We start from the raw sequence: 16,431 nt of genomic DNA on the forward strand, positions 1-16,431 counted from the left end.
ACATATTGAATTGTTATTTTTTTACAAAAGTATTATTATAATTATGAAATATGCACTAAAGTATGTATCTTTGTCGCAAATTTTTTTATAATACCGATAAATGAATATAGCAGTTATTGGTACAGGCTACGTAGGTTTAGTGTCAGGTACTTGTTTTGCTGAAATGGGTAATAAAGTAACTTGTGTGGATGTAAATACTCAGAAGATAGAGAAACTTAAACAAGGTGTTATTCCTATTTATGAACCTGGATTAGAAGAAATGGTACTGAGCAATATAGCTCGTAAAACGCTTTTCTTTACCACTGATATTGCTGAAGCTATTAAAGAGGCTGAAGTAGCTTTTATAGCGGTAGGTACCCCTATGGGTGATGACGGTTCAGCCGACCTGCAATACGTGCTTTCGGTAGCCCAATCTATAGGCGAAACGATGCAAGGTGAACTTATAATAGTTGATAAATCAACCGTGCCAGTAGGAACTGCAGATAAAGTACGTGCTACTGTGCAAGCCGCTTTAGACAAACGCGGAGTGAATTATAAATTTCACGTGGTGTCAAATCCTGAGTTCTTGAAAGAAGGTAAGGCTATTGAAGATTTTATGAAGCCTGACCGCGTGGTTATAGGAGCGGATAGTGAATACGCTTTCAAGAAGATGAAAGAGCTTTACAATCCGTTTTATATGCAAAACGACCGAATGATTACAATGGATATTCGTTCGGCTGAGATGACTAAATACGCTGCCAATACAATGTTGGCTACCAAAATATCGTTTATGAATGAGATAGCTAATATTTGTGAACGAGTGGGCGCAGATGTGAATAAGGTACGCATTGGTATAGGTTCTGATAGTCGTATAGGCTATAGTTTTATCTACCCAGGGTGTGGTTATGGGGGGTCTTGCTTCCCTAAAGATGTATTAGCTCTTAAGAAATTAGCAGAAGAAGTTGGCTATAAAGCAGAACTTATAGAGTCGGTAGACAATGTAAACAATCGTCAGAAGTACATTATAGCTCAAAAGGTGATAAAGCGATATGGTGAAGACCTCACAGGCAAGACTTTTGCCGTTTGGGGTTTGTCATTCAAACCTGAGACTGATGATATGCGCGAAGCTCCTGCTATCTATATTATTAAGGAATTGGTAAAACGAGGAGCTACGATACGAGCCTATGACCCTAAAGCGGTACACGAGGCGAAGGTATGCTACCTAAAAGACGTACCTGTAACCTATGTAGATAGTAAATACGAAGCCCTAAAAGATGCCGATGCTTTACTACTATTGACTGAGTGGAAAGAGTTTCGTATGCCTGATTTTGGAGAGATAGCTAAGCTATTAAAAGAGAAGGTAATCTTTGATGGTCGCAACCAATACAATGCTTTTGACCTGCCGAGTAAGGGATTTGAATATATACAAATAGGTGTCTAAAAAGGAGTGAGATGAAAATATTAGTAACAGGAGGAGCAGGCTTTGTAGGTTCGAACCTTTGTGAAGCTTTAGCTAAAGACCCTAATAATGAAGTCTATTCATTAGACAACTATTTTACAGGTAGTCGGGATAATCACGTAGAGGGCGTTACCTATATAGAAGGTAGTACCGAACATATTTTTGAATTGATTGACTTTGTACCTAACCTTGTATACCATTTAGGAGAATATTCGCGTGTAGAACAAAGTTTTGGTGATATAGATAAGGTGTTGCTATTCAATAAGATAGGCACCTTAAAAGTATTGGAGTTCTGTCGCAAACGCCATTGTAAGTTAGTATATGCTGGGAGCAGTACTAAGTTTGGTGATGGGGGATTAGGAAAAGACCAGAGTCCGTATGCGTGGAGCAAATCGTCTAATACTGAGCTTATAAAGAACTATGGCAATTGGTATGGATTAGAGTATGCTATTGTATATTTTTATAATGTATATGGTAAGCGTGAGATACGTACAGGCAAATATGCCACTCTTATTGCGCTTTTCACCGAAAAAATGAAGAAAGGAGAACCCCTGACCGTAGTAAGCCCCGGTACGCAACAGCGCAATTTTACCCATATAGACGATATAGTTGATGGATTGCTATTAGTAGGACAAAAAGGCAAAGGTGATGGGTATGGCATTGGTAGTCCTGAGACTTATACGGTATTAGAAATTGCTCACTTATTTGGAGGTGAGATACAGATGCTACCAGAGCGAAAAGGCAACCGTATGACTGCTGAAGTAGTTACTAAAAAAACAGAAGCGCTTGGCTGGAAAGCTAAGAGACATATAAAAGAATTTATTGAAGAGGAAAAACATTGTCTATAATATATTTTGAACCAGTATACTATATATTTAAAAAATAATAAATCTTATACTTGCGATGAGAATACCTCTTTGCTAAGAGCTGCTTTAGAAAATGATATTAGCTTAGAGTATTCGTGTTTTGAGGCTCGTTGTAGGAGTTGTAGAGTGAAAGTGCTTGAAGGAGAGGTAGAGAACCTACAAGATGAACAAGTACTTACCACTGAAGAGAAAGCCGCAGGCTATGTGCTGTCGTGCAATGTAATACCCCGCTCTGATATAAAATTAGCAGTAGAGGATTTAGGAGTAAAGCTGCCTAAACCCCAAGTGAGTCCTTGTAAAATAAGCAGTATTGCAACTGTTACCCCTAATATTGTAGAGGTAGTGTTGCGTTTGCCTCCTAAGGTAGATTTTCAGTTTTTAGCGGGGCAATATGTAGATATTATCAGAAATGGACATAAGCGCAGCTATTCTATTAGTCATAGTCAGTGTGAAGGCAACCAACTAAAGCTCTTCATTCGCAATTATGAAGGGGGACTATTTAGCAACTATTGGTTTAATGAGGCTAAGCCTAATGATTTGCTTAGAGTAGAGGGGCCTTTAGGCACTTTCTTTTACCGACATAATGAAGAGTGCACTGATATAGTATTATTAGCTACAGGTACTGGTATTGCACCTATAAAAGCCATTTTAGAACAGCTGCAAGCCAGTCCGGAATTATTAGTTAATAAAAAAGTGTGGCTTTTGTGGGGAGGAAGAAAAAAAGAAGACTTATTTTGGAAGCCTGATTTTACCTTTGCTCATTTTGAATATATACCCGTATTGACTCGTGAGGACGACTGGCAAGGAGCAAAAGGGTATGTGCAAGAGATAGCTTCAGCACAGGCTATCAGTTGGCCTACAGCACAAGTGTATGCTTGTGGTAGTGAGGCAATGATACAAAGTGCTCAGGAACTTCTCACTAAACAAGGATTAAAAGAAGAAAATTTTTTCGCTGATGCATTTGTTGCAGGCAAATAAGTGATTAATTTTCAAGCAATAAGTAGATTAATTTTTATGAAAGCAGTAATTTTAGCAGGTGGTCTCGGCACACGATTGAGTGAGGAAACAGCCTTGAGACCTAAACCAATGGTAGAAATAGGAGGAATGCCTATCTTATGGCATATTCTCAAAATATATTCGCACTACGGCATCAATGAATTTATCATTTGTTGTGGTTATAAAGGCTATATCATCAAGGAATATTTTGCTAATTATTTTTTACATCAATCGGATATTACTTTTGATATGGCAAACAATGAGATGCACGTACACCAAAAACGCGCTGAACCTTGGAAAGTTACTCTTATTGATACAGGTGAGCACTCTATGACGGGGGGGCGCCTTAGAAGGGTATTGCCTTATATTGAAAATGAAGAAGCTTTTTGCTTTACTTATGGCGACGGAGTAGCTGATATTGATATTGCTAAATTAGTAGCTTTTCATAAAGCACACGGTAAGGAGGCAACCCTTACAGCAGTCTATCCCCCAGGTAGATTTGGAGCTTTGGATATAGTAAATAATCAGATTATGAAGTTCCAAGAAAAACCGAAAGGAGATGGAGCACTTATTAATGGAGGGTTCTTTGTACTATCACCTAAAGTAATAGAGCGCATAAAAGGAGATAGCACTATTTGGGAACAAGAACCGCTAAAAGGCTTAGCCACAGACGGACAGTTGATGTGTTATAAGCACGAAGGCTTTTGGCAACCAATGGATACACTCCGTGATAAAACGCTTTTGGAAGAATTATGGCAAAACAACAAAGCACCTTGGAAGGTATGGCAATAGGAAAAGTAGATACTCATTTTTGGAAAGGTAAACGTGTATTTATCACAGGGCATACGGGCTTTAAAGGTTCGTGGCTATCGCTTTGGCTACAACAAATGGGTGCTGAAGTAAAGGGATTTTCGTTAACTCCACCAACAAATCCGTCTCTTTTTGTTGAGGCTAAAGTAGCACAGCAGATGCAGAGTGAGATAGGCGATATTCGCGATTTTAGCAAACTCTCGGAGAGCATACGTACTTTTAACCCCGATATATTGCTACACTTGGCAGCACAGCCTTTGGTAAGGCTTTCGTATAAAGAGCCTATCGAGACTTATAGCACTAATGTGATGGGGACTGTGAATGTGCTCGAAGCTTCGCGCTATGCCTCGCACTTAAAAGCGATAGTAGTAATTACTACTGACAAATGTTATGAAAACCGCGAATGGGAATGGGGCTATCGTGAAAACGAACCTATGGGCGGTCACGACCCTTATAGTAACAGTAAAGGTTGTGCCGAATTGGTAGTTTCGGCTTACCAACGGTCGTTTTTTCACACCCCTGATACAGCAGCTGTAGCCTCGGCACGTGCAGGTAATGTGATAGGTGGTGGAGACTGGGCTGAAGATAGATTGATACCCGATATTCTGCGCGCTTTTGAGAAACAGCAATCGGTAATTATTCGCAATCCGCTATCTACTCGTCCGTGGCAACACGTATTAGAACCTCTTTCAGGCTACTTAGTATTAGCACAACGTTTGTGGCAAGATGGGAAGGCTTTTGCTGAAGGTTGGAACTTTGGGCCTAAAGACGATGACTGCCAACCTGTGCAGTGGATACTTGATAAGATGGTACATTTCTGGGGAGATGGAGCGCACTATGAAATAGACAAAAGTGAACAACCCCACGAAGCTAACTTTCTGAAACTTGACTGTTCGAAAGCTGCAATGCGCCTAAAATGGCACCCAAAATGGCGATTAGAGCAAACCTTGGAGCAAATAGTTCATTGGCACCGAGCATGGCTAGAAGGAGCTGATATGCAGGTAAAATGCTTGCAAGAAATAGAGAAATACAATAATTAAAACTAACAACAAAAAACACTATAATATAAATGACTTTAGACACCATTAGGCAAGAAATAGCTCAATTAGTTGAAAAATATGCCCAAGAGGCTTACAAACCGAAACCTTTTGAGGGGGGTACTACTGTTATACCGCCTTCAGGTAAGGTATTGGGAGCCCAAGAACTAAAAAATATGGTGGATGCCTCGCTTGATGCTTGGCTTACCACAGGACGTTTTAACCGTGCTTTCGAAGAAAAATTGGCTGCCTTTTTAGGAGTAAAATACTGTATTACGGTAAATTCTGGTTCTTCGGCTAACTTAGTAGCCTTTAGTGCACTTACTTCTCCTAAATTAGGCGAACGTGCTATTAAAAAAGGTGATGAGGTAATAGGTGTAGCGGCAGGCTTCCCTACTACGGTGAACCCTATAATTCAGTTTGGGGCTATACCAGTATTTGTAGATGTAGACTTACACACACATAATGTAAATGCTGACCTTATAGAACAGTCCATTACTCCTAAAACAAAGGCGATAATGCTCGCCCATACCTTAGGGAACCCTTTCAACTTAGAGAAAATAAAAGCCCTTTGTGAGAAATATAACCTTTGGCTTGTAGAAGATTGCTGCGATGCTTTGGGTGCTACCTATAACGGACAAAAAGTAGGTACTTTTGGTGATATTGCTACCCTAAGTTTCTATCCAGCTCACCATATCACAATGGGTGAAGGAGGAGCCGTATTTACTAACAATGCGGAGCTAAAAACTATAGCTGAGTCTTTCCGCGATTGGGGACGTGATTGCTATTGTGCACCAGGTTGTGACAATACTTGCAACTGCCGCTTTTCGCAACAACACGGCGATTTGCCTTTTGGTTACGACCATAAATATGTGTATTCGCACTTAGGTTACAACCTAAAAATCAGTGATATGCAAGCAGCCTGCGGCTTGGCTCAGTTAGACCGAGTAGAGGAGTTTATAGAAAAACGCCGTAAGAATTTTGCTTATCTAAAAAATAGATTGCAAACACTTACTGACTTTTTATATCTGCCAGAGGCAACCCCTAATAGTGACCCTTCGTGGTTTGGTTTCCCTATCACCCTTAAAGAAGAATCAGGTACCGCACGGGTAGATTTGCTCCGTTTCTTAGACCAGCATAAGATAGGTACGCGATTGTTGTTTGCGGGTAACCTTACTAAGCAGCCTTATTTTAAAGGAGTGGAATACCGTGTAGTGGGAGATCTTACTAATACTGATATTACAATGAACCAAACCTTTTGGGTAGGTATTTATCCAGCTTTAGGAGAGGAACATTTAGAGTATATTGCTGAGAAATTAGAAGAATATTTTGGGGTGAATTTTTAGCAGTTACGGCAGGTAAGCAGATTATGAGAGTACTTTTAACAGGAGCGACAGGTTTTTTGGGGAGCCATTTGCTAAAAGCATTGGTAAGTAAGGGTTATGAAGTAGTAGTACTCAAACGCTCTACCTCTGATATGTGGCGTTTAAAAGGTTTTGAAAACGCTTTTAAAAGCTATGATATAGATCGTGTGCCCTTGCAAACGGCTTTTGAAGAGCAGCCTATAGATATTGTTATTCATACGGCTTGGGCAGGAGTAGCTTCAACTGACAGAGGTAATTGGGAAATACAAATGGAAAACTTTTATTTCTCTAAAAAACTGATAGACTTATCTGTATTATTTAATATAAAGAAAATAATTTGTCTAGGTTCTCAAGCAGAATACGGAAATTATAATGAAAAGGTAAATGAAGATTTTTTACCTACTCCGATAGGTGCCTATGCCTCTGTAAAACTATTTACATCTCATTATCTCAGAAATATAGCTCAGGAGCATCATATAAGCTGGTATTGGATAAGGGTTTTTTCGATAATAGGTGAAAATGAGACCCAATCTTGGCTACTCTCTCAAGTGATAAAGAGTTTATTAGTAAACAATAGTATTGAACTTACAGAGGGAGAACAGTTTTATGATTATATGTATGTAGCTGATTTTGTTGCAGCAATAGAAAAGATACTTAATAAACATAGAGATGATTCAGGAGTTTATAATTTATGTACAGGAATTCCAATAAAAATAAAAGATTTATTGTGTTTAATAGCTGATAAATTAGGGAAAGATAAACAATTATTGAAATTTGGAGCAATTGCTTATAGACCAAATCAAAATATGTTTATGGTAGGGAATCCTCATAAATTTGAGAAAACTTTTGGAATTCATAATTTACAACCTTTGTCAATTATAATAGATAAAATTATAAACTCATATATATGAAAGTAACTCAGTATATAGCAAGATTTCTGAAAGATAAAGGTATTCATACTGTCTTTGAACTACAAGGAGGAATGATTACTCGCATTATAGATGCCCTTAATCAGGAAGGGGGTATAGACATAGTGAGTATGCATCACGAACAAGCTGCTGCAATGGCTGCAGACGCTTATGGCAGAATTAAAAATAAGCCAGGAGTAGCATTAGCTACAAGTGGTCCTGGAGCAACAAATCTTCTTACAGGGATTGGTAATTGTTTTTTTGACTCTGTGCCAGCTATTTTTATAACGGGGCAGGTAAATACAAATGAACAAAAAGGAGATAAATCTACTCGACAAATAGGATTCCAAGAAACGGACATAGTGGCAATGGCAGAAGCTATTACAAAGAAGGCTTACGCTATAAAGACAAAAGATGAAATACCTAATGTTTTTGAAGAAGCTTATCAGATAGCTATGTCAGGCAGACCAGGCCCTGTGTTAATTGATATCCCTATGAATATCCAAAATCAAGAAATAGAAGATGCTCTTGTAGAGAAACCTTTTCTTGAGAAAAATCTTACTACTTGTGATGATTTTATAAATAAATATATAAATACATTAAAGGTCAGTAAAAAGCCTCTTTTATTAATAGGAAGAGGGATTCGTGCGGCACAAGCGTCAGAGCTTTTTAAAAAATTTATTGCTAAGTTTCAAATTCCTGTAGTAACATCATTACTAGGAGCAGATGTTTTACCTTATACTCACCCTCTTAGAGTTGGTTTTATAGGTACTTATGGAAACCGATGGGCTAATTATGCTTTAGGAAGTTCGGATGTATTATTAGTGCTTGGTAGTCGCATAGATTTAAGACAAACAGGAGCGGATATAGAAGCTTTTAAACAAGGGAAACAAATATTTCACGTAGATATAGATTCTGCTGAACTGAATAATAGGTTTACAGATACTATAACTCTTAACACTGATTTGGTAACTTTTTTTGAAGAAGTACAAAAAATAGATTATTCTTATTGTTTACCTATAGATTGGAATGCAGAAATCAAAGAAAAAAGAGAGGCATATGATGATATCTTAGAGTTGAAAAATGTAAAGGGGATTAATCCTAATCGATTTATGCATCAACTTTCAAAGGGCTCTTTTAAAGCTAAGGGTTTCACTACTGATGTAGGTAATAACCAAATGTGGAGTGCACAATCATTAGAACTCAATGGAGACCAACTATTTCTTTCGTCAGGAGGAATGGGAGCAATGGGATATTCTTTACCAGCAGCAATAGGAGCCTCTATAGCACTAAATAAGCAACCTATGGTATGTATTTCTGGCGATGGAGGTTTTCAAATAAATATTCAAGAATTAGAAACAGTAAAGCGGAATAATTTACCTATTAAAATAGTTATATTGAACAATCATTGCTTAGGGATGATTAGACAATTTCAGGATAGTTATTTTGAAAGTCGTTACCAATCTACTGTTTGGGGATATAGTGCGCCCGATTTTACAGCCATAGCTCGCGCTTATGGCATAGATAGCTTTTCAATAGAAAAAGAAGAAGATATTAATATAGGATTAAATAGAATGTGGGAAGATGCCAATGCTCCGTTTTTGTTAAATGTAAATATTAATATACACACAAATGTATATCCTAAAATGTTGTTTGGAAATCCTTTAACTAAGATGGAACCTACCATAGAATAGATGAGACTTATTAATAGACTTTTAAATACATTAGGAATAGATAGAGCAATACTCTATACTAGTTCTGCAAGAATTATTCAAGCAGGAGGAGGAATTATAACTCTTTTATTAATTGCAAAGTTTTTAACTAGTGAAGAGCAAGGTTATTATTATACTTTTGGAAGTATTTTATCTATGCAGATATTTTTTGAATTAGGATTTAATGGAATCCTTACTCAATATGTTGCTCATGAAAATGCAAACATCAAATCTTATATTAAATCTGATAATGATGATGAAAGAAGATTTCAATCAAGATTGTCTAGTTTATTGCATATCTATATAAAATGGTATTCTTTCTTATCAGTATTGGCTCTTATAGTACTATTAATATCTGGATTTTATTTTTTTAATAATTTTGACAATACAGATAAAATACAATGGCGATTTCCTTGGGTCGTTCTAACAATAAATGCTGTAATTACCTTTTTCTTTTTACCTTTGCTCTCAATAATAGAGGGATTAGGGTTTGTAAAAGAAATTGCAAAATATAAACTTGTATATCAATTTATTAATATGTTCTTGCTTTGGGTATTTCTATCTGTAGGAGCTAAACTTTACTCTGCTTCTTTTGCAGGCATATGTTCATTTTTAGTTTTAATAATATTAGTTTGGAAAAAGTTTAGAACTACTCTTATACAAATATGGAATCTTTTAGGTGAAGAAAAAATAAGCTATAAATTAGAAATATTCCCTTATCAATGGAAAATGGCACTAAGTGGAATAAGTGGTTTTTTCATTTTTCAATTATTTAATCCTGTAGTTTTTGCTAATGAGGGAGCTGTTGTAGCGGGACAGATGGGAATGAGCCTAACACTTCTCAATGCTATTCAGAACCTATCTATGAGTTGGATAAACACTAAGGTATTTTGCTTTTCTGAATTAATAGCATTAAGAAGATATTTTGAGCTAGATAGAATATTTAATAAAGTATTAAAACAATCTGTTTTTATAAATGGATTTTTATTAGCCTTAGTATTTACAACTATTTTTATTTTTCGGGAAAGTAATATTTATATAAAAAACATTAACATTGCAGATCGTTTTTTAGACTATAGACCTATGTTTTTTCTAGCATTATCTTTATTCCTAAATCAATTTGTATTTTCTTGGGCAACTTATTTGCGCTGCCATAAAAGAGAACCCTATATGTGGTTATCTATTATTACAGCCGTTCTATGTTTACTCTCAACTTTCTTATTGGGCAATATTTTTGGTGTTTTAGGAATTACATTTGGTTATTTTATAATTACTGTTGGCACATTTGTAAGTGCATTTATTATATATTATAATAAAAAGAAGGATTGGCACTAAAATAAGTAAAATGAATTATCAACAAATAACAAATATTCCTTCTATTCCTATGAAAATAGGAAAGATAAAAGGAGCTAAAATAACAATAGCTATTCCTACTTATAAACGAGTTTCTTTATTAAAAGAAGCGATAGATAGTTGTTTATCTCAGAGAACAGAAATCCCCTTTAATATTTTAATTGTAGATAATGACCCTCTACGAGATTCTGAAACAGAACAGCTAATAGATTCATTTAATAATCAAAATATATCTTACTATAAAAATTCTGAAAATATAGGGGCTACGGGGAATTGGAATAAACTTTTTGAGTTGGCAGATACAGAATTTGTGACAATGCTACATGATGATGACTTACTTGAAGAAGATTATATCGAAAAGATGACCTTAATTATAGAAAAGTATAAATCTAACATTGATGCTATTTATACAGAAACGCGTATTTTCTCTAAGAACTCTTCTCTCTCTCGGAAACAGCCAAACATATTAAGAATTATAGAAATACAGCCTTTTGATTTACAATTTTACAATATATGTTCTATAATAGGTGCTTGTTTTAAACGAGAAAAGATTATTGAATTGAATGGATTTGACAATCATTATTATCCCCCTATTGACTATCAGATGCATCTAAACTTATCTAAACATAGTAATATAATTAAAATTATTAATTATCCTTTGACATTATATAGAATATTAGAAAATGATAGTATGAAAATGAGTACTATTTTTTCTATTAATGTAAAAGATCAAGAAATACAAAATTCTATTATTCAGAACTACCCTATTGTATATAAAAAGTTATTTCATATTTACCAGAAAAATAGAGAATTATTACATTATATAGGAACGAAAAGAGTTTTTGGAGTTAACAGTCCTGAGATAAATCAGAAAATAACAGAACTAAAAAACAAAATAACATTTATAGATAAATTAATTTTCTTAGGCTGGCGTGTTTTTATAAAGTTACATTTTATCTTAAAGCCTAAAACAACTATAAAACTATGAATATAGGTATTTTATACATAGCTACAGGTAGATATATTACTTTTTGGGAGGATTTTTTTAAAAGTGCTGAAAAGTATTTTATAACAAGTTCCACTAAGTATTATTTTGTATTTACAGATACCCAAACACCTGTTTTGGGAGAGGACACAGGAAGAGTAACTCGTATCCATCAAGAAAAATTAGGCTGGCCGTACGACACCCTTATGCGATTCGATATTTTTCTAAAAGCTGAAAAGGAGCTTGAGCAGATGGACTATATCTTCTTTTTTAATGCTAATATGAAATTTATAGAAACAGTTGACACTTCTTTCTTACCTATTGATAAGAATCTCTTAGGAGTAAAACACCCCGGTTTTTATATGAAAAAACGCCATAGTTTTACTTATGACACTAATCCTTCATCATTAGCTTGTATGAAGCCTGATGAAGGTGAATATTATTTTATGGGAGGACTGAATGGAGGTAAGGCAAGACATTATTTACAGCTCATACATACATTAGCAGAACGAGTAAAAAAAGATATTGACAACAATGTTATAGCATTATGGCATGACGAAAGTCATCTTAATCGCTACTTATTTGACCACAGAGAAGATGTGTTAGTACATCCTGAAGGGTACGGTGTACCAGAAGGAGACAGAAGAATCCCTAATGCTAAAATTATTATTCAGGACAAAAATCATTATCGCTTTGGCGGACATAAATGGCTAAGAGGGTTATCAGATACTAAAATAACTAAAACAGAATGGCAAATAGAAAATTTTAAGATAAGAAGTAAGAATATTGTTAAACAAATTATTTCCTTTTTTAGAAGAAAATGAAAGCAAATTATGTATTATTTCAGGGGGGATTAGGCAATCAGCTCTATCAATTAGCCTATACTGATTTTCTTAAAAGAAATGGATATAGTAATGTAAAACTAATTACTCCTTCTAATAAAAATAAAGGAGATACAAAAGATAAAAACAAAAGACCTTTAATCACACAACTTCCTGAAAAAATAGGAATAGATTGTGTAGATTTTGGGCATAAGTACTTTTACTCTTTTTTACAAAGACTGCCTAAGTTTCCACTTTATAAGAGCTTCCTGAGGAGATTAATAAATGTGGAAAAAGAGCCTCCTTATCAATGGGCTATTTTTCACCCTATAACAAGAGAGAAATATCGACTAAATATTCATATTGGTTATTATCAATCGAATCTGTATATTTCGGATAGTTTTAAGCAACAAGTTGCTAAAGTTATAGAAAGTTTATCACCTAATATTAAATTTTCTATTACAAATAACGATGTGGCAATACATATTAGGCGAGGAGATTTTCTTATAGGAAATAATGCTTCAGTTTTCAATAAAATAGAGTTACCCCACTATCTGCAGGGATTAACAATACTTTCAGAAAGAATGAATATACAGAAGGTATACATATTTTCTGACGATTTTGAGGCTATAAAAGAGGATATAAAAACTATAGCAGAAAACTACGAAGTGGTTTTAGTAGAAGGACAAAGTGTTTTAGCTGATTTTGCATTATTACAAAAATTCACAAACTTTGTGATTGGGAATAGTACATTTGCTTGGTGGGGAGCCATGCTTGCCAATGCCTCAAATGTAATAGTACCCAAAAAACCTTGGAAGATAGAGATGGAAAATATGAGTCCATATCCTGACAATTGGACAACAATATGAGCAAACTAATAACAGAGAATATATGGGCTTTGGTAGTGTTGTTAATAGCACTACCTGTACTTTTTTTACCTTTTTCTCCTATTGTCTCTTTTATTTTTGCTTTCTCAATGCTAGTTCTATTTTCAAGCTATAATCAGCAAGTTTTACGGGTAATATTTAGTCTTATAGGTTTCTTCTCATTGACTGTTATATATGCTTCAAGAGCTTATAAAGAAGAATTAGCAATGGACTTGTCTATATATTATGATACCTACAATCTGATATACAGAGGTTATTTTTTTGAAGCCTTATTACTATTTGGTAAGGGGGTAGAAGGGGGACTTATTGTTTTATATCGATTGTATATAGCTATTTTTGATAAACTTACTCCCTTTGATCTAGCTTTTTTTAATATGAATCTATGCGGAATAGGTTGTATTAGTTGGTTAGAAATATATGGGCTTAAGTATGTTGAAAAAAAATATAGGGGCATTTGTATGGCTTTTTTTCTTCTTTTTTTCTCAGTGCAAATGTCAGGCTTTTTACAAAGACAAGCTTTAGCTACTATTATTTTGCTATTTGCTATTTCACAGAAAAAAAGTAGAAATTTTTATTTACTTACGCTTTTGGCTACTTTTTTCCATATTACATCACTTGTTTTATGTGTTCTATTTAGGTATGTATTAAGAAAAGATTTTCATACAAATTCTTTCCTAAAAGTTTTTATAATAGTTCTTCTGTTTAGGGTTTCTTTTCCTTATATAGTACAACAGCTTATAGGTTTAGGGAGTATTATACCAGGAATGGAAAAACTATACCAATTTTCAGAAATCAGTTTTTCTATAGCCTCTGCAAGATATGCTATTCTTGTAATACTTTTATTAATTATTAATGTGTTCTTTTATAAGAAGATAAATAGTTATTGGAAGAAATTTATTATTGTATCTTGTGTTTTTTACCTGATTTTTTTAGGAATTCCTCTTTTTTCTGAAAGAATATTTTTTATTCTACTTTATTTGTATGGGTATTTCTTGTTCGTAAGTATGAAAGAACTTTCGATAAAAGTAGCGGTATTTTTCTCTTTTGTTTATTTATCTTTATTTGTAGTTGAAAAATTGAATGGATTACAAACACTATATGACCCCTTTTGGCAACGCTATCCTGTTTCTAGTATAGTTCCTTTTTATTATTTTAATCCGAAGTTATTATGATATCTGACATTCCTTTAGTAACGATTGGTATACCAGTCTATAATTCCGAAAAATTTTTAGCACAAGCTATAAGCTCTGTGCTTAGGCAATCTTACTCTAATTTTGAACTCATTATTACCGATGATGGTAGTACAGATGCTTCAGTTTCTATTGCTCAGAGCTTTAAAGATGACCGCATCAAAGTAATTGTAGATGGTCAAAATAGAGGAATATCCTATAGGCTTAACCAACAAATAGAGTTAGCTAATGGATTTTTTTTCGCTCGAATGGATGCTGATGACATAATGCACCCTAAACGTATAGAAGAACAAGTACGTTTTATGATGGAGCACCCTCAGACAGATATAGTAGGCACCGCTGTTTGTGTAATTGATGATAATAACGAAATTTTAGGTTATCGGAAAGCCTCTCATAAAAAGACACAAGCTGAGGCTCTACAAGGAGCAGTCTTTGTACACCCTTCTGTACTTGGCAGAACCAGTTGGTTTAAACAGCATCTTTATAAAGAAGAATTTATAGGTATGGAAGACTACGAATTATGGATTAGAACTATAGAAAAGTCTTCTTTTGCTTATATAGACGATATACTATTATTCTATAGAGACCCTCTTAAGTTTAAACTTAAGACTTATTTGTTTAGGCAAAAACAATTACGCAACTTTTTTAGAAATGAAGGAAAAAAATATGAGACATCTTACGTGTTAAATAAGTTAGTCTTAATTTCTTATTTAAAAAGTGTTATAGCAAGGTTATCATCTATTTTAAATGTAGATAAATTAGTAATTAAAAAACGTAATATTCGTATTGAAACTTATGAAGTAGAAAAAAAATTACAACATATTTTATCCTTTTATAAAAATATCAAATCATAAAGAATCATGAAACACAAGATGTTTATTACAAGTACAGTACCTCAATTTTTTCTTTTTTTTAAAGGACAAATAAATGTTTTAAAAAATCTCTTTGATATTACATTAGTATCAAGTGCAGGAGAACAGTTAGATCAAATAGCTTCAATTCATAAAGTTGATAAATGTGCTATAGAAATAGAAAGAGAAATCTCTATTTTAAAAGATTTTAAAAGTCTATTTTCTCTTATCTCTTTCTTTTATAAACAGAAACCTTTTATTGTTTTAGCAAATTCTCCCAAAGCCAGTTTACTTTCTATTATAGCAGCTTATCTAACTAATGTTCCTCATAGAATATACTATGTACATGGGCTACGTTACCAAACAACTAAAGGTTTCAAAAGAAAGTTATTAATGTTTATGGAACGTATTACTTGTTTGCTTGCAACAGAAGTAATTGCTGTCAGTTATGGAATGAAGAAAATTCTCTTAGAAGATAAAATTACCAGAAAAGATATCTCTATTATATGGAATGGCAGTGTAAATGGAGTAGATACAGATTTTTTTAATAGAGATAAAGTAGAAGATATTTATGTTAAAAATATCTCTCCTAATGATTTTGTTTTTGGTTTTATAGGAAGAATTGTTAAAGATAAAGGTATTGAAGAATTAATAAATGTATTCAAAAAAATTAAAAATATCCACAATAATATAAAACTCCTTATATTAGGAGAAATTGAACTTCATAATTCTATTTCAAAAAGCACACAAGAATATATTTTAACAGATAAAGATATTATCTATGTAGGAAGGCAATCAGATGTAAGACCTTTTATAAAAAAGATGAATATCTTAGTTTTACCTACCCATCGCGAAGGATTTGGGATGGTTGTTATTGAAGCTGGAGCTATGGAAGTTCCTGCTATTGTTACAAATATAGATGGTTGTAGCGAGACTATTGAAGATAATAAAACAGGACTTTTAATCAATCTAAAAGATGAAAGCGATTTATATAGTAAAATGCTTTCTGCTATAGAAAATAAAAATTTATGTACTACTTTAGGCAAAAATGCTAGAGAAAGAATTTCCAAAATGTATAATCAGAAACAATTGTGGGAAGAAGTCTATAAGTTTTACTCTGAAGCTGTTTAAACTTTTTCCTATAATAAAATAAAAGTTCCCGAAAATTAGTAATTTTGTGTTTGAGAAAAAAAGAACACCAAAATTCAAGAAC

15 protein-coding genes are annotated in these 16,431 nt (G+C 33.9%); all 15 read left to right on the plus strand.

Features of this window, described 5'->3' with window-relative positions; genetic code table 11:
• Positions 1-100 precede the first annotated feature (100 nt).
• Genes C8P65_RS09535 through C8P65_RS09600 form a run of 15 tightly spaced genes read left to right on the plus strand, consistent with a single transcriptional unit; the run spans position 101 to position 16,349 of the window.
• On the plus strand, positions 101-1,420 hold the full coding sequence (locus C8P65_RS09535; protein ID WP_107782603.1) for a UDP-glucose dehydrogenase family protein: 1,320 nt from the start codon (positions 101-103) through the stop codon (positions 1,418-1,420).
• Positions 1,421-1,431: 11 nt separating this feature from the next.
• Positions 1,432-2,286: an NAD-dependent epimerase/dehydratase family protein gene (locus C8P65_RS09540; RefSeq protein WP_107782604.1), complete on the plus strand. Its 855-nt coding sequence runs from the start codon at positions 1,432-1,434 to the stop codon at positions 2,284-2,286.
• Between the two features lie 6 nt (positions 2,287-2,292).
• A complete protein-coding gene (locus C8P65_RS09545; RefSeq protein WP_107782605.1) occupies positions 2,293-3,282 on the plus strand; it encodes a 2Fe-2S iron-sulfur cluster-binding protein in 990 nt (329 codons plus the stop codon).
• A 36-nt stretch (positions 3,283-3,318) separates the two neighbouring features.
• Positions 3,319-4,092 (plus strand): glucose-1-phosphate cytidylyltransferase, encoded by a 774-nt coding sequence (gene rfbF, locus C8P65_RS09550; RefSeq protein WP_107782606.1) that lies wholly within the window; start codon positions 3,319-3,321, stop codon positions 4,090-4,092.
• Positions 4,083-5,150 carry a CDP-glucose 4,6-dehydratase gene (rfbG, locus tag C8P65_RS09555; RefSeq protein WP_107782616.1) on the plus strand — a complete coding sequence of 356 codons (1,068 nt, stop codon included), beginning with the start codon at positions 4,083-4,085 and terminating at the stop codon, positions 5,148-5,150. The genes rfbF and rfbG overlap by 10 nt, the downstream gene beginning before the upstream one ends.
• 29 nt (positions 5,151-5,179) lie before the next feature.
• Positions 5,180-6,493: a lipopolysaccharide biosynthesis protein RfbH gene (gene rfbH, locus C8P65_RS09560; protein WP_107782607.1), complete on the plus strand. Its 1,314-nt coding sequence runs from the start codon at positions 5,180-5,182 to the stop codon at positions 6,491-6,493.
• 23 nt (positions 6,494-6,516) lie between these two features.
• Positions 6,517-7,422, plus strand: a complete 906-nt coding sequence (locus C8P65_RS09565; RefSeq protein WP_107782608.1) for an NAD-dependent epimerase/dehydratase family protein — start codon at positions 6,517-6,519, stop codon at positions 7,420-7,422.
• A complete protein-coding gene (locus C8P65_RS09570) occupies positions 7,419-9,113 on the plus strand; it encodes a thiamine pyrophosphate-binding protein (protein WP_107782609.1) in 1,695 nt (564 codons plus the stop codon). The genes C8P65_RS09565 and C8P65_RS09570 overlap by 4 nt, the downstream gene beginning before the upstream one ends.
• Positions 9,114-10,466, plus strand: a complete 1,353-nt coding sequence (locus C8P65_RS09575; RefSeq protein ID WP_107782610.1) for a lipopolysaccharide biosynthesis protein — start codon at positions 9,114-9,116, stop codon at positions 10,464-10,466.
• 10 nt (positions 10,467-10,476) lie between these two features.
• Complete coding sequence (locus C8P65_RS09580) at positions 10,477-11,472, plus strand: glycosyltransferase family 2 protein (protein ID WP_107782611.1); 996 nt, start codon at positions 10,477-10,479, stop codon at positions 11,470-11,472.
• Positions 11,469-12,293 (plus strand): family 6 glucosyltransferase, encoded by an 825-nt coding sequence (locus tag C8P65_RS12280; protein WP_245887384.1) that lies wholly within the window; start codon positions 11,469-11,471, stop codon positions 12,291-12,293. Before C8P65_RS09580 ends, C8P65_RS12280 begins: the two co-directional genes overlap by 4 nt.
• Positions 12,290-13,159: an alpha-1,2-fucosyltransferase gene (locus C8P65_RS12285; RefSeq protein ID WP_245887385.1), complete on the plus strand. Its 870-nt coding sequence runs from the start codon at positions 12,290-12,292 to the stop codon at positions 13,157-13,159. Before C8P65_RS12280 ends, C8P65_RS12285 begins: the two co-directional genes overlap by 4 nt.
• A complete protein-coding gene (locus tag C8P65_RS09590; RefSeq protein WP_107782612.1) occupies positions 13,156-14,349 on the plus strand; it encodes an EpsG family protein in 1,194 nt (397 codons plus the stop codon). Before C8P65_RS12285 ends, C8P65_RS09590 begins: the two co-directional genes overlap by 4 nt.
• Positions 14,346-15,221, plus strand: a complete 876-nt coding sequence (locus C8P65_RS09595) for a glycosyltransferase (RefSeq protein WP_107782613.1) — start codon at positions 14,346-14,348, stop codon at positions 15,219-15,221. The genes C8P65_RS09590 and C8P65_RS09595 overlap by 4 nt, the downstream gene beginning before the upstream one ends.
• A gap of 6 nt (positions 15,222-15,227) precedes the next feature.
• Entirely contained in the window at positions 15,228-16,349 is a 1,122-nt protein-coding gene (locus C8P65_RS09600) for a glycosyltransferase family 4 protein (RefSeq protein ID WP_107782614.1), read from the plus strand.
• Positions 16,350-16,431: the final 82 nt, after the last annotated feature.

It is taken from the genome of Capnocytophaga leadbetteri (assembly GCF_003054025.1).
Lineage (GTDB): Bacteria > Bacteroidota > Bacteroidia > Flavobacteriales > Flavobacteriaceae > Capnocytophaga > Capnocytophaga leadbetteri.

Bases quoted from the DNA above. Each gene is read 5' to 3' on its own strand.
- C8P65_RS12280 (WP_245887384.1), top strand. From the start codon at position 11,469: ATGAATATAGGTATTTTATACATAGCTACAGGTAGATATATTACTTTT.
- C8P65_RS12285 (WP_245887385.1), top strand. From the start codon at position 12,290: ATGAAAGCAAATTATGTATTATTTCAGGGGGGATTAGGCAATCAGCTC.
- C8P65_RS09535 (WP_107782603.1), top strand. From the start codon at position 101: ATGAATATAGCAGTTATTGGTACAGGCTACGTAGGTTTAGTGTCAGGT.
- C8P65_RS09590 (WP_107782612.1), top strand. From the start codon at position 13,156: ATGAGCAAACTAATAACAGAGAATATATGGGCTTTGGTAGTGTTGTTA.
- C8P65_RS09600 (WP_107782614.1), top strand. From the start codon at position 15,228: ATGAAACACAAGATGTTTATTACAAGTACAGTACCTCAATTTTTTCTT.
- C8P65_RS09575 (WP_107782610.1), top strand. From the start codon at position 9,114: ATGAGACTTATTAATAGACTTTTAAATACATTAGGAATAGATAGAGCA.
- rfbH (WP_107782607.1), top strand. From the start codon at position 5,180: ATGACTTTAGACACCATTAGGCAAGAAATAGCTCAATTAGTTGAAAAA.
- C8P65_RS09570 (WP_107782609.1), top strand. From the start codon at position 7,419: ATGAAAGTAACTCAGTATATAGCAAGATTTCTGAAAGATAAAGGTATT.
- C8P65_RS09565 (WP_107782608.1), top strand. From the start codon at position 6,517: ATGAGAGTACTTTTAACAGGAGCGACAGGTTTTTTGGGGAGCCATTTG.
- C8P65_RS09580 (WP_107782611.1), top strand. From the start codon at position 10,477: ATGAATTATCAACAAATAACAAATATTCCTTCTATTCCTATGAAAATA.
- C8P65_RS09540 (WP_107782604.1), top strand. From the start codon at position 1,432: ATGAAAATATTAGTAACAGGAGGAGCAGGCTTTGTAGGTTCGAACCTT.
- C8P65_RS09595 (WP_107782613.1), top strand. From the start codon at position 14,346: ATGATATCTGACATTCCTTTAGTAACGATTGGTATACCAGTCTATAAT.
- rfbF (WP_107782606.1), top strand. From the start codon at position 3,319: ATGAAAGCAGTAATTTTAGCAGGTGGTCTCGGCACACGATTGAGTGAG.
- rfbG (WP_107782616.1), top strand. From the start codon at position 4,083: ATGGCAATAGGAAAAGTAGATACTCATTTTTGGAAAGGTAAACGTGTA.